This window comes from Dyella silvatica, from assembly GCF_026283955.1.
Lineage (GTDB): Bacteria > Pseudomonadota > Gammaproteobacteria > Xanthomonadales > Rhodanobacteraceae > Dyella_C > Dyella_C silvatica.
In genome coordinates this window covers 18,048-31,604 of sequence record NZ_JAPDPE010000057.1, presented here as the reverse complement: position 1 = coordinate 31,604, position 13,557 = coordinate 18,048, and the positions used below count along the sequence as shown (strand labels likewise).

Annotated in this window: 7 protein-coding genes; 4 read left to right on the top strand and 3 right to left on the bottom strand. The window is 61.4% G+C overall.

From position 1 onward, the window contains the following. The 3 genes from OUZ52_RS12550 to OUZ52_RS12540 form a co-directional block, all read right to left on the bottom strand. Positions 1–3,425, bottom strand: a 3,425-nt coding sequence (locus OUZ52_RS12550; protein ID WP_266158738.1) for a DUF6531 domain-containing protein, incomplete at its 3' end; no start/stop codon positions are given. 553 nt (positions 3,426–3,978) lie between these two features. Continuing rightward, entirely contained in the window at positions 3,979–5,127 is a 1,149-nt protein-coding gene (gene phnD, locus OUZ52_RS12545) for a phosphate/phosphite/phosphonate ABC transporter substrate-binding protein (protein ID WP_266158737.1), read from the bottom strand. A 212-nt stretch (positions 5,128–5,339) separates the two neighbouring features. After that, on the bottom strand, positions 5,340–6,008 hold the full coding sequence (locus OUZ52_RS12540; RefSeq protein WP_266158736.1) for a LuxR C-terminal-related transcriptional regulator: 669 nt from the start codon (positions 6,006–6,008) through the stop codon (positions 5,340–5,342). A 166-nt stretch (positions 6,009–6,174) separates the two neighbouring features. On the opposite strand from OUZ52_RS12540, the gene OUZ52_RS12535 reads away from it, so the two are divergent. From OUZ52_RS12535 to OUZ52_RS12520, 4 genes are all read left to right on the top strand, one after another. After that, on the top strand, positions 6,175–7,116 hold the full coding sequence (locus tag OUZ52_RS12535) for a TraB/GumN family protein (RefSeq protein ID WP_266158735.1): 942 nt from the start codon (positions 6,175–6,177) through the stop codon (positions 7,114–7,116). A gap of 128 nt (positions 7,117–7,244) precedes the next feature. Next, entirely contained in the window at positions 7,245–8,675 is a 1,431-nt protein-coding gene (tssK, locus tag OUZ52_RS12530; protein ID WP_266158734.1) for a type VI secretion system baseplate subunit TssK, read from the top strand. A gap of 4 nt (positions 8,676–8,679) precedes the next feature. After that, positions 8,680–10,026: a DotU family type IV/VI secretion system protein gene (locus OUZ52_RS12525; RefSeq protein ID WP_266158733.1), complete on the top strand. Its 1,347-nt coding sequence runs from the start codon at positions 8,680–8,682 to the stop codon at positions 10,024–10,026. Positions 10,027–10,039: 13 nt separating this feature from the next. Beyond that, a complete protein-coding gene (locus tag OUZ52_RS12520) occupies positions 10,040–13,537 on the top strand; it encodes a type VI secretion system protein (RefSeq protein WP_266158732.1) in 3,498 nt (1,165 codons plus the stop codon). Positions 13,538–13,557 lie beyond the last annotated feature (20 nt).

Genomic DNA, 13,557 nt, shown 5'->3' with positions numbered 1-13,557 from the left:
GTTTTCAGCCAATGCGTACCGCTCTGGTAGCCATAGGCCCCTGTCGCTAATCCGCCACTGGCTTTACTCAGGCGGTCACCCGTCTTGCTATAGGTGTATACCTCAATAGCGGTGCCTGTCGGACTGTTGACAGCCGCCAGGCGGTAGAGAGGATCGTAGGCATAGGTTTCGATGGCCGGATTGGCACCCGGCGCATTGCCAAGGGCCTTGATGTTGCCGGCTGCGTCAAGTGCGAAGTGCAGCGCCAGTAGCGGACTGGTGAGATCGGTCAGCCGGTAGTTGGCGTCGTAGCTGCGGGTTAGGATCTGACCGTTGCCGAGGGCGTAGCTGGTGATAGGGCCAAACGGCAGATAGCTGATGGCACTGACCACGGCTTGACCAGCCGCACCGGAAGGCGTGACGGATACACCGCTGATCCGGCCCAGGGCGTTGCGGCTGTATTGTGTGATGGTCTGGCTGGGGCTCGTCACGCTGCTCAGACGGTTCGCTAGGGTGTAGCTGTAGCTTGTCGTGTCGACCTGGCTGCCCTGCGTCTGACGCTTCTGCGTGACGTTGCCCCGATTGTCGTAGCACCACACCGTGGTGACGGCGTTTTCGATCAACCGCGTCAGGCGTTCGACCGATGCGGAACCGTTGCAGCCCGTGATGCTATCGGCTTCGTCATAGGCATAGGTGGCATTGAGCGAGGTGTCGGCATAGTTCACCGACGTCACTCGATTCAATGCGTCATAGGCCGACGTGCTGGTGATGCCATTGGCATCCGTCTGCTGTATGCGGTTGCCGGCAGCATCGGAGACGAACGGCGATGCGGTGCCGGTATCCGGGCTGTGCAGGGCCTTGGCATTGCTCAGCCCGTCATAGTCATAGGTGGTGTTGAGGGTATCCGGATCACTGATGCCATTGAGGCGATCCAGCGCGTCGAAGATAACCACGGTCGATGTGTTCTTCGTGGCCGCATCGGCACCGTTGTAGTTATCCAGCGTGCTGACCAGACGATTCAATCCGTCATAGCCCAGCTTGCGTTGCACACCCAAGGCATCCGCTGTATGAACCAGATTGCCATTGGCATCGTAGCTGTCCGTGAAACCGGCGTTGTACACAACCTGGCCCAGGCCATCAGTGATGCTGACCAGTTGACCCAGAGTGTTGTACTTGCGGGTAAGGCTACGACGCACCGTATTGGTGGTGTCGAAGGTTTGTTCCGTGAGACGGTTGCCCGATGCATCCAAGGTGTAATGGATACGGTTGCCGCTGGCATCGGTGATGTCGGTCAGGCGGTGCGCACCGTCATAGGTGTACGTGACGGTGACACCATCGGGGTCGGTCACTTGATGGACAGTTCCCGTTGGGTCATAGACCACGGTGGTGGTCGCATCCTGTGCCGACGACGAGCCATCAGCGTGAGCCCGCACGGTGCGCGTGAGCAGCCAACCACGTGGGCTGTAAGTGAGATCGGTGATCACGCCATTGGCACGGCGCTGACGAACCACCCGGCCATTTTTGTCGTAGGCCACCACGGCGGACACGTGACCAAGCGCATCGGTGACTTGATAGAGATCGCCTGCACGATGGCAGGTTCCGCCCACGGTGCCGCAGCCGGATTCATCCGTCGTCAGGTAGTAGCGGTATTGCGTGACATCGACGACATCCAGACGCGGGCCATCTACGCTCAAAAGCAGGCCGACCAAGGGGCATTGCGTAGTATCGACCGCATCGCAATAGGCAAAGGTTGAACGGCGCACGCCGACGGGCGGTGTACCGGCGATAGCGCAGGTGTAGCTCGCGGCGCCGGGCACCGTGGGGTCCATATCGCAACTGGCGAGCATTTGGCCACGTGCGTTGTAGACCCACGCGCTTTGCGCCACCAGTGCGCCCGTGGCATCAGCCGTGGTACGGGTCAGCGGTTTGCGTAACGTCGAATCCCAGGTCGTCGTGATGGTGCGCTGCGTGGTGCTGCCCTTGGACTCGATACGCAGGGTTTCGAGGCCCAGCCCGCTGAAGGTGGTGCCGGTGACGTTGCCATTGAAGTCCGTGGAACTGCTCGGCCAGCCGTTTGGGTCATAGCTGAGTGACTTCCACGGTTGATTGCATTCCGTGCCGCAAGGTTGCGAACTGCTCGTAACCTTGGGGGCACCCAGATAATTTTGAATGCCAAGATTGGTCGAGCCGCTAAGCGGCATGGTGAGTGTCGTCGGGCCACCATAAGCACGGTAAGTGAGCGTTACGGCTTCCGCACCGGTCGCCAGGCTGTCGGATATCGCTTGGTTCGAACTGTTGTACCCGGTGCTCTGATAGCGCCCACCGTTCTCGTCGATGATCCCGGTCAGACTATGAGGCAGATTGGCTTTGCTGGTCAGGGACTGTTCGTTGTAGAGATACTGACGTGTATGCGTGTCGGGATAAGTCACCGACGCCAGGTTATTGTTGCTGTCGTAGGCATAGGCCAGCACGCCACCATCCGGCAATACCGCGCTTTGCAGGCGAGCGTTGCTGTCGTACGTGAAATTAAGGTTGCGGCCGTTAGGATCGGTGACCGTCAGCAACAGATTGGGCTTGGGTGCGAGCGTGAGGGGTGTGGTCGCTGTGCTGTACGTGAAGGTCGTTACGGTTCCTGAGAGATCCGTGATCGATTGGAGCAAGCCCGTCGCCGAATACTTTTCGACCTGATGCGGGCCGGCCATGAAAACGGTATAGCCGATGGCGTGGCCAGTGGCATCATCCTGCTCGGTGAGGACGTCGGGGTTATCCGCTTCGGCGGTCCAAACGCCATTACTCAGCTGAAACTGTTCACGGCGACCATCGGGCCTATCAAGCAGGATGGTATTGACGGTGCCCGTCATGCCGGGGCTCGATAGATTGATCTCTAGAAAGCGATCAAACGAGTGGCGCCAACGGGAGCCAAGGCTTCCCGAGGGCACGATGCTCTGGCTGTTGTAGAAGCGCCGGAACGTCAGCGATGAGTCCGAGATGGCATCGGTCTCTTGAATGTACTTGTTGCCCGTCGATGCGTTGATCGGATCGTGCACCGTGATCCCACCCGGACAGGTCAGCATGGTCTTATCGCCATTACCGCCGTTGTTTGGGTTGCAACTGCCCGCCGTCTTTATCGGGTTATTGGGGAGCTCGGTAGCCCACACGCCCCAGCCGGTAGTCGTAGGATCGGTCGTGACCTGTGCCGCAAGCTGGCTATCCTTCGCATGTGTATCGAAATAGCGGACGTAAATCGTGCAGGTGGGGCAACCTGCCGAAAGATAGTTGCTGAGCGCCGTAACGGCCTCGCCTTCCGACTGATAGGGTCCCAGCTCCCCCAGATAATTGATGCTGTAAGGGGCGCCGTAATAGTCGTTCGCATGGGCCGCTCCCGGAAGGGCCAGTCCGGCCACTTGCAACCCTAGGCCGAACAACAGAAACCATGCCGGACGCACACTCGTACCCCATCTGACCAGACTGCCTATCCTTGACATACGTCCCTGCCGAATCGCTCATAAAAGTGCGGGTATTGTGGGGAGTACTGATGTCAGGTGCGTGTAAGTGCAGTGTGTCACTTGCTGTAGGCCCATTCTGAAACACGATCGGCGCATCCATACGCCTTGATACGGCGTTATCGTGCGTAAAACACCAGTGTGTAAGCCATAGAGCACCGTGGACACGCGGATTAGCTTTGTAGGCCCCGGCTTACGTGATTATCAGATATAGCCGGATTGACCATGGCAAGTGTCTATTCCAAAGTGGTGTTGCCCAGCGAGTCAGGCAGGCCGTGGAAGCCAAGACCGATGACCTGGGCACCCCTATAGCGAATCGCCCCCGATTTGCTACCGGCCCCGAAGCGATTCGGGGCCTTTTTTATGGGCTAGGTGATTCGTGTCAAATCAAATGCCCAAGTTTGCCAACCCATTCGCGCCTTACAGAAAACGGTGAGGCAAGGATCACCCCTCCAGGCATCTCCTGCGGGCAGGGCAGGGGATGGCGCAGGGGAGCTCAGGGTTTCGCTGTCGTCTGCAATCGGCGCAGGAGTTGGCTGTGGTCGGCGTCGATTTTCTGCAGGCGGGTCTGCATGGCGGCTTTGCTGACCCATTGTGCGCTGAGCGCGCGGCGGCGTTCGAGGTTGTATTGGATGTCGGCGAAGGGAATCAGGGTGTCGTTGCCGGCGGGGTCGAAGCCGCTGATGTCGTGAATGAGTCTGAGCTTGGCCAGTTCGCTGGCGGCATTGCGGCCGTGCTTGGCGTATTGGGTGACGAAATCGATGATTTGATGGCGCAAGGAGGGCGCCAGATCGCTGCGCATGACGATTACCGCGTGGGGGATCAGGCTGGATTTCCACAGTATGCGCAGCCTGGCGTATTGGTCCGGAAATTGTTTGGCAAAGCGTTGCAGGTCGGCGGTGTTGTTGCTGGCGACGTCGGCTTCGCCGTTGGCTACGGCTAGCGCGTTGTTCTGGTGGTTGTTCACCGTGACGCTGGCAAAAAAGGTGTCCGAATTCAGTTTGCGCTCGGCGAACAATTGGGTTTCCGGCACCAGGTAACCGGACACTGACAGCGTTTCGCCGTGCGCATAACGCCAACGGCCGGGTTGACGCAGCAAGTCATCCAGATTGTGGATGGGGGAGTCTTTGCCGACGATCAGCAGCGAGTAATAACCGCGCGAGCGATCATCGCTGCTGAGCTGGGCGATGACTTGCATGTGGTCTTTGGTGACGGCATCCAGTGCCAGCAGCCCGGAAACAAAGGCAAGATCGATGCGCTTGTCGGCCAGGGCCTGGGCGAGGCCTTCATAAGTGCTTACCGAAACGCTATGGATGGGGCGTTGCAGGGCGTGGCTCATGTCGTCGAGCATCGGCCGCCATGCAGTCGCCGATTCGGAGGGGCCACCGATCGGCAGGATGCCGAATGCCAGCGGTGGCTCGATGCTTACGGTTTGCAACGTAGCCAGCGTGGGGATGAGCATGCCCAGCAGAAGCACCAGCCAATGCAGCAATCCGACTGCACCGCGACGAGCGGGGCGGCGTCCAAGACATGGGGTTTCCTCCTGGCGCAACGTGGCATCTCCCCTGCTACTGATCGGATGCTCTACCGGTACGGATACGGAGCGTTCCCGGGCTCCAGTTGCCGCAGCATACGCTGTACTCATGGGCGATAAATGACACGGGGATAACTGATCGGTGTCGGCAGGCAAGCTGGCATTCGCGGCAGTCAGTAGATCGATCCATAACCGCCTGCCGGGCCACGCCGCTGGTTTGTTGCCATGTTCAAAAGCTGCCTGCGCCACGGTAACGCGGGCAGCCCAGAACGTCGGCCGCCGACTGATTCCCTGGCCGCTGCTTATCGGATCGGAATCGATGTCTATAAGCCGCTGATGCGCCGCGAAGCGACCACGGCTTCGACTCGGTTACGCACATTGAGCGCACGGAAGATTGCCGCGAGATGGATCTTCACCGTGCCCTCACTAATGCCGAGGTCGCGCGCGATCACCTTGTTCGGCTTACCCTGTGAAAGCAGCCGCAGTACGTCTACTTGCCGTTCGGTGAGCAATTTGCGCAACCGTTCTTCCAATGCCTCGAGGCTGGCGTGGGAGTCCATCTGGACTGCCGGCACCGGCGCGGCATGCCCATTACCTTCTTGCAGCATCATCGGTGGCACGTAGACGCCGCCGGACAAAACCAGCCGTATCGCGGACAGCATCACGTCAGGTGAATACGCCTTGGGGATAAAGCCCTGCACGCCCATCGCCAGCACGTCTTTCATCAGGGCAGGGTCTTCCGAGCCGGATAGCACGATCACCGGCACCCTGGGCAGGGCCTCGATAAACTCGGCCAGGTGCTGGTTGCCGCGCACGCCCGGCATGGTGATATCGATCAGTGCCAGATCAGGTGGATTCTCGTCACGGATCGCCTGGCGTAACTCGTCCATGTCCATGGCGACCGAGAATTCGGTCGCCGCGTCCAGCTCGGCGAGTTTGAGTTTGACGCCTTCGACGATTAGTCGATGGTCATCGGCAATAAGTATGTGCATTTCATTCCCCATGGCGCACCGCGATGCTTCCTTTTAAGGCATGTCTGCGCGCCAGCAACATAGCGGTATGTGCCGCCGGGGACAATCGGCCAGGCGTTCTCCGAACGGCCTAGGCTCTACGTGATATGGCTGTTGTGCGGGCGCGTCGTGAGAATCGGCGATGTTCATGACGGGGAATCGAGCCATGCTGCCGGCAAGGCCATTGCAAAGCTTGCGTCTTCTGCTCGCCTTGAGTTGCGGGTTGTTGGCGTGGTTGCCGTTGCGGGCGCAAGAGGGCGCCGTTACTGATTGGGCCGCGGCTCACGGGGTGTTGTTTCGCATCCATTCGCCGGTGCCGGGAAAGCCCGACAGTTTGCTGTTCGGCACGATCCACATCGGTACCTCCGATGAGCTGGGGCTTGACCTGCAACGCGTGCGCAGCGCGGTCGAGGCGCAGCGTGTGCTGGTCAACGAAGTGGACAGCCACACGCCGTGGGAGCCTCGTTACGACCGTTACCGTTATCTTGCCGAAGGACAGACCTTGGCGATGCTGATAGGGGGCACCGAGTTCATCGAACTGGCCACCTTGCTACCCGAACACAAAGGCAGCCAGCTCAATCGCTTTAAGCCGTGGGTGGTGATGACGCTGCTGGAAGAAGGGGCCGAGCAGGCACCGCCGCGCAGTATCGATCGCATCGTGGAAGACCTCGCGCGAGGTCACAATTTGCGCCTGGTGCATCTGGAAACCCTGGAGGATCAACTCGCCGCGCTCGATTGCACCTCGGCCACGGATTACGCCGTGGTGTTGCAGCAGCGGCTGGCCGATCCGCAGGCGCTACGCCAGGAAACCGAACGTTCGTTGGCTTTTTATCGCGACGGCAATTTGCCGGGCTGGCTGGCGGATATCGATGCCATGCACGGCTTGGACGAACACGCGCAAAAGGCCGAGCGACATGCCCGCGAGTGCCTGCTGGAACAGCGCAATGCACGTTGGCTGGAAGAGTTGGAACCACTGCTGCGCCAAGGCGGTTGCTTTGTTGCCGTCGGGGCGATTCACCTCGCCGGCAAGGATGGTTTGCTGGCCGGGCTGGCGCACCGCGGTTTTAGCGTGACGGCACAGGCATGGTGAATGACTTGGAACAGATCGTGTACGGAACCAGCGCCCCCGCGAGCAAGCGCAGCGCCAGCCCATGCTGGCGGCCCTCGCTGGCTGCTTTTTCCATTCTTTGAAACAGGCATCGATAAGGACGCAGCGCCATGCAGCCGGTACGACAAGTTCATTGGGCCCAGGGCGGTTTTCTGACCCCGCAGCATCTTCAGGCACAGGATGCCTGGCAGCAGACCTATGCCTTGCGCCTGCATCGGCAGTTCTCGCCGTATTACTGGGGTTTCGAATCGCTGGTGTTGCGTGAAGATGCGCTGGCCACCGGCATGGCGACGCTGGAACGCTTTGTGCTGCTGACCCGTCAGGGCGAGCTGATCAGCGGTGGCGTGGCGGCCACGGCCGAAGGCGGCGGCAATGCGCGCCTGCCCGAACGCAGCCTGCTCGAACTGAGCGTGCCCAACAACGAGCCGATCGCGTTGTATCTGGTGCTGAAGCGCGAACGCACACTCGATGGCCTGGGACGAAACGACGAACGCGGCAGCCGACTGCCGGCGCGGCATCGGCTGGACGGCGAATCGCGGGCTGACCCTTACGATCCGCAGGCGCCGGCCGCCGAGGTCGACTTTCTAGGCTATCAAGCGCAAATCATCAGCAGCCTCGATGAAGGCGCGGATGCCTTGCTGGCCGCCTGCGAAGCCTACAAATTCGCCGAAATCGTGCCGAACGGGCCAGGACGCTTCAAGCCGTCCAGTGACTACATTCCGCCGCTGATCGCCTTGCAGGGCTCGGTCAATCTCAGCCGCTGGACGCGAGCCTTGCGCGATCTGCTGGCTTCGCGCGGCGCGGATTTTTCCGGCGTGAAACGTCAACGCGGTATCCGTGCCGCCTCGACCAGCGCGCAAGAGGTGATGCGGGTGGTGATGATGCAGACCTTCGCGCGCTACATCGCCGACCTGCAAGAGCATGTGCGCGGCGGCGTCACCGGTCCGTATCCGTTGTACCAGCAACTGCGTGAACTGGTCGCCGAGTTTTCGGTGTTCTCCGAGGAGATCGGCTTTGCCGGCGGCACTCGTGACAACCCGGCGGAAACCGAGCTGCCGCCCTATGATCACGACAATCTGCGCGCCTGTTTCCGCATAGCCTTTCAGCGTGCGGAGGCGCTGATCAAGGCGCTTACCGTCGGGGCCGAGGTGGGCATCACGCTGACCTTCGACGGGCGGCTATACAAGGCGGAGCTGCCGGCCAATCTGTTCGAGTCGGACAAGACGCGCTTTTACCTGGCCTTTGAATCGGAGTTGCGCGGGCAGGATCTGTTCGGCCGCTTGTCGCGCACCGGCAAGATCTGCTCGGTGGATGAAATGCCGCGTCTGCTGCAAGCCGCGTTGTTCGGCCTGAAGATCGACCTGCTGCCGGTACCGCCGGAAGAGCTGCCGCAAAAGACCCCCAACACCACTTATTTTCTCATCGATACCCGGCATCCGTTCTGGCAAGGCATTCGCAACGCGCGCGATATGGCGGTGTATTGCGATCTTCCACCCGATCAGACGGTGATCAAGCTGTACCCCGTAGGCTCGGAGGAGTGACGCGATGGCACGCCTGCTGGAATATTTCGCGCCGCTGTTCTCCCTGGGCCTGGCCATTGACGAACAGATTGCCGGCGGTGTCGCGCAAGGCAGTGTGGCTGAGGCTTATGCGCGTGCACGCACGCTGGTCGAACAGGCCCGCAGCAACGCCTTGGCGGCGGGCAAGCCAGCGGCGGCGGTGGAGGCGGCAGCGTTTGCCGTGGTGGCCTGGTTCGACGAAATCATCACGCGCAATCCGACCTGGTGGAGCCACGCCAGCCCGATGCAGGTGAGCTTGTTCAACACCAACAACGCCGGCAACGAGTTTTTCGAGCACCTGTCCAATCTCAAAGGCGGCGACGAAGAAGTACGTGAGGTGTACTACCACGCGCTGCTGCTCGGCTTTGTCGGCCAGTACTACTACGAGACCGGCGACCACGGCGAGCTGGGCAAGATCAAGGAGTTGAACAGCCGCCAGTTGCCGATAGCGCCGGCCCCGCTGCACACCTTGCGTGAAGAACAGATCACCCCGCAGCCTTATCTGATGAAGGACCCTTCGGGGCCACGCTATCCCAAGCAATGGGATAGCCTGGTGCTCAAGCTCGGCGCCACCGTGGCCTTGTTGATTCCGCTGGCTTACCTGGTGTGGTTCTTCGTTTCGCCGGCCAAGCTGGTCGGACCCAGCGTGCAGCAATTGGTGGCCCAGGAAATAGCCGGCTACACCTGCGCCGATCTGTCGGCAAACGTGGATAAGGACGGCGTCACCGCGATCAGCGGCTATGTCTCCAAGCCGGTCGACCTGGAGCGTCTGCATACCGATGTAGCCGCCATCCCCGGCGTCAAGACACCGAGCTATCAGGTGAAAGTCTTGATCTGGCCGCATTGCGAAGTAGTGAAGCTGCTTACGCCGTATCGCCAGCGCAATCTGGACCGCCACGACGGCCTGGCGGTGACGCCGACGACCGGCCATACCGACCGCTTCGTCAAGGATGAGCAAGTGATCGTGAAACTGATCCAGGCCAATCACGAGGGTTATCTGTACGTCGATTACTACACCGTCGAAGGGCAGGTGTTTCATTTGTTGCCGAACCAGCGCGAACCGCATAGCGGGCAGTTGATTTCCGCGAGCCAGCAACTCGACGTAGGCCAGTCCGGTGTACAGGGCGGTGGCTGGATCACCGTGGACGCGCCGTTCGGACAGGAGTTGATTACCGTGGTTTCCACGAGTAAGCCTTTGTACCAGGGGCTGCGCCCTGACAATGAAGCAGCCAACCTCTACCTGCCATTGCTCAAGCAAGCGGTCGAAGCGAATCGTGGCGATGACAAATTCGTCGCCGACTTCATGACCATCCAGACCGAACCGGCGCGCTAAGGGAGCCTGGACCATGACTGTCACATCGCAACCGTGGTTGAAATCCGCCTTGCTGGTGCTCGGTGGCATCGTGCTGCTGGCACTGATCGTTTTTGTGGCGCCATCGCTGGTGCCGGGTATTCCCCCGCGTTTCTGGCAACTGCTCGGCCTTTGCCTTGCCGCGGTGGCGGTGCTGTGGTGGTTTACCGCCGGCGCCAAACGCTATTCGCGCGCGGGTCGCACACGCCAGCGCATCGGCGATCTGGGTCCGGGCAATCCCGACGACGAACGCGAGCCGCTGGCCAAGATGCAGGCGGCCATCCAGGAGGCCAAACGCACCATCCAGCGCTCGCCTGAAATGGCCGGTGGCCGCAACCCGTTGTATCGCGTGCCATGGATGTTGTTTCTCGGTGACGCCGAGGCCAATGTGCATGGCCTGTTGCGCGCGGCCAGCACGGTTTCGCCGTTTCCGGCACCCAGTGGCGACGACGCCGATACGGTGTGGCGCTGGTGGTTTTTCAAGTCGATGCTGGCGATCGAGACCAGCCCGCGCATCGTCTGCGATGCCGGCGCGCGCACCGAGCGCGGCCTGTGGTACCAGGCCTTGATGCAGCTGGCCAGCGAACGCGATCAGTTGCCGCTGAATGGCATGGTGGTGTGCATCGCGGCGCGCAGCCTGCTCGGCGACGCGGACGAACTGAAAGCCACCAGCATGCGTCTGCGCCGGCTGGTCGACGAAAGCATGGAGCATTTGCAGATTCGCTTGCCGGTGTACTTCGTGGTCACCGGGCTGGAGCTGTTGCCGGGTTATGCCGCGTTCCGCGCCGCCGTGCCGGCGGAAGCCTTCGGCCAGGCGCTAGGCCATCGATTGCCGGAGAACGAGGCGGTCAGCGCCGGCACCAGTAACGCCTTCGACAGTCTGTTCGCGCCGATGGCCGAGCGCCTGCACGCTTTGCGGCTCACCGCGCTGGCGGCACAGCACGAAGTGCGCGGACGCCGTGGCGTATTCGAATTCGTACAGGCGATTACGCGCTTGCAAACCGGCCTGCGCAGCTTCGTCGGCTTGCTGCTGGAAGACAACCCGTTTCAACGCACGCCGCGCTGGCGTGGTTTCTATCTGGCCGCCGGCGCGAGCAAGGATGCGCCGGCCGGCGCTTTTGTCGGCGATCTGTTCACCCGCTTTCTGCCCGGCGACCAGCCGCTGGCCGCACCAAGCCTGAAAGGCAGTGCAGGGCGCGTCGGCGTGGCGGCGTTGGGCGTGGTCGCATTGCTTGGCTTGTCCGGCTATCTCACCTTTGGATTGAGTCAGGCGCGTAGCGGCGATACGCAGTTGCTGGCGCAGACGCGCGCGGCTTGCCAGGGCCGTGAAAATGCCGGGGCCAGCGGCCGTATCGCCTGGGTGGCGGGTTGCGGCCGCACGATCGAACAGCTGGAGGCCAGCGCCGAGCAGAGTCAGCTGGGTTTTGGCCTGCGCCGCTCCGATCGCGATATCGAGCAGCTCAAGCAGGTGGTGGTCGGTGATTTTTCCAGCCTGATCCTGGCCCCTTACGACCAGATGATCGATACCGACCTGGCCAATGGCCGCGTCGGCATTGAGCACGTGCTGGCGGTAACCCAGCGCCTGCGCATGCTGCAGCGCTGTCGCCGCAGCGGTGAGCCCTGCCTCGAACGCGAGACGCCATACAACGTGGTGTTCGACCCGCGCTCCCGCCTGTTCGCGCCATTCTTCACCGCCGATGCCGACACTCGCCGCGATCGTGACAACGCCGATGCCTTGCTCGCCACCTACCTCGGTTATCTGCGCTGGCAGAAGAACGAGGTGCTCGATGATGAACAGCATCGGCTGGAGACCGAACTGCAACGCCTGTTAGCCGTCTATACGCCGCGTCCGCAGGATCTCGAGGCATGGGCCGACAAGCGCTTGAACGGGCCGCGCATGCAGGATTTCTGGTTGCCGTCCGATCGCCTGGTCGGGGTGGATGCCGGCAGCCTGCCGACCATCTCGGCCGCCTATACGGTCGATATCTGGAACGGCGTGGTGTCGCCGCTGGCCAGCACCATCGGCGACACCCTGGCGGAAAAAAAAAGCCTGGCTGATGGGCTTCGCCATGCCTACTTCGCCAGCTACTTTCGCGCCTGGGCGTTATTTCAGTCGCGCTTTTTCGATGGGGTGACCTTGTGGAAAGGGCGCGATGGCGAATTGGCCAAGCGCGCCGCCGGTGACGACAACCCCTACCGCTTTTTTTTTGAAAGCCAGCAGCGCAACCTGCTCGGATTGCCATTGGGCTTGCCGTTCTCGGTGCGCTGGCATCTGGCCTGGCAGCAAGCGCGTGCGGCCGGATGGAAAAAAGGCTGGGGTCCGTTGTGGCAAGGGCTAGTCGGCGGTTTTCGGCATACCGAAGCCGAGGCGCCGACCTGGTTGCTGGCCGTATTGGACACTCGCCGCCAGGTACTTCAGACGCAGCGCGCGCTGTTTGCCAACGGCTATCTGCGCTTGCAGGCCGAGGGCGGCGACCAGAATCTCTACCAGATCGTTGCGGATATTTATCGCGGCAAGGGCCTGGCCACGCAGCCGCCGGCCTCTGAATACGCCACCCTGCTGCAATCGGTGGACCGGCCCGCGGACAATTACGCCTCTCAGTTCAAGGGCGACGATCTCGGCGCTTGGTCGATTGTGCAAGGGCCGTCGCGCCTGTTGCTTTTTCTTACCGTGCAACGGGCCGCCGGTTATTTGCAGCAGCGCTGGAGTGACGGCGTGGTGACGCCGCTGAAGCAATTGCCGCCGGAACAACAACTGGCCGCGCTGTATGGTCCGCAGGGCAAGCTCAATGCCTTCGTCAGCGATTCGTTGGCGCCTTTTGTCAGCGAGCGCGAGCGCACGCCGATCCGTGTCGGCGGGGTGAGCTTGCCGTTGACGGCGGGTTTTCAGTCGATGCTGGCCACCCAGGGCCAGGTGCAGCCGTCGCTCAACACCGAGCAAGCCTTTCTGGCAGGCAGCTTTACCTTTAGCGGCCCCAGCCAGCTAGGCAGTCTGGTGGAAGGCGCGCAGGGCACGGTGCTGCAAATCGACTGCAAGGATCGCAACTTCAGTGCCAGCAGCAAGGCGGCCTCGCTGGCCGAGGCAAAAGTCGCGGTGTTCTGGTCACCGGCTACCTGTACTCAGGCGAGCCTGCGCATCAGCATGGAAACACCTGCGCCCGCCGAGGCCAGTTTGGTGCCGGCCAAATCGTCCAGCGCGGCGCCGGCGGTAGCGGCGGCGGCCGAGCCGCTGGTGCTGACCCGTTTGTATAGCGGCGCGGATGGCTTTCAACAGTTGTTGAAAGATTTCGCCACCGGCTCGCACGGCTATGTGCTGGCCGATTTCCACGATTCCTATAACGCCTTGCAATGGGCCGATATCACCGCGCGCCTGCGTGATGCCGGCTTCAGTCAGGCGCAGGTGTTTCTGACCATCGAGCTATCCGATCCGATGAAGCAATACCTCAATGCACGCAGCACGCCGGTCAGTTTGCCTGGCGCCATCATCGAATGAATAACGCGGTACGTAGGGAG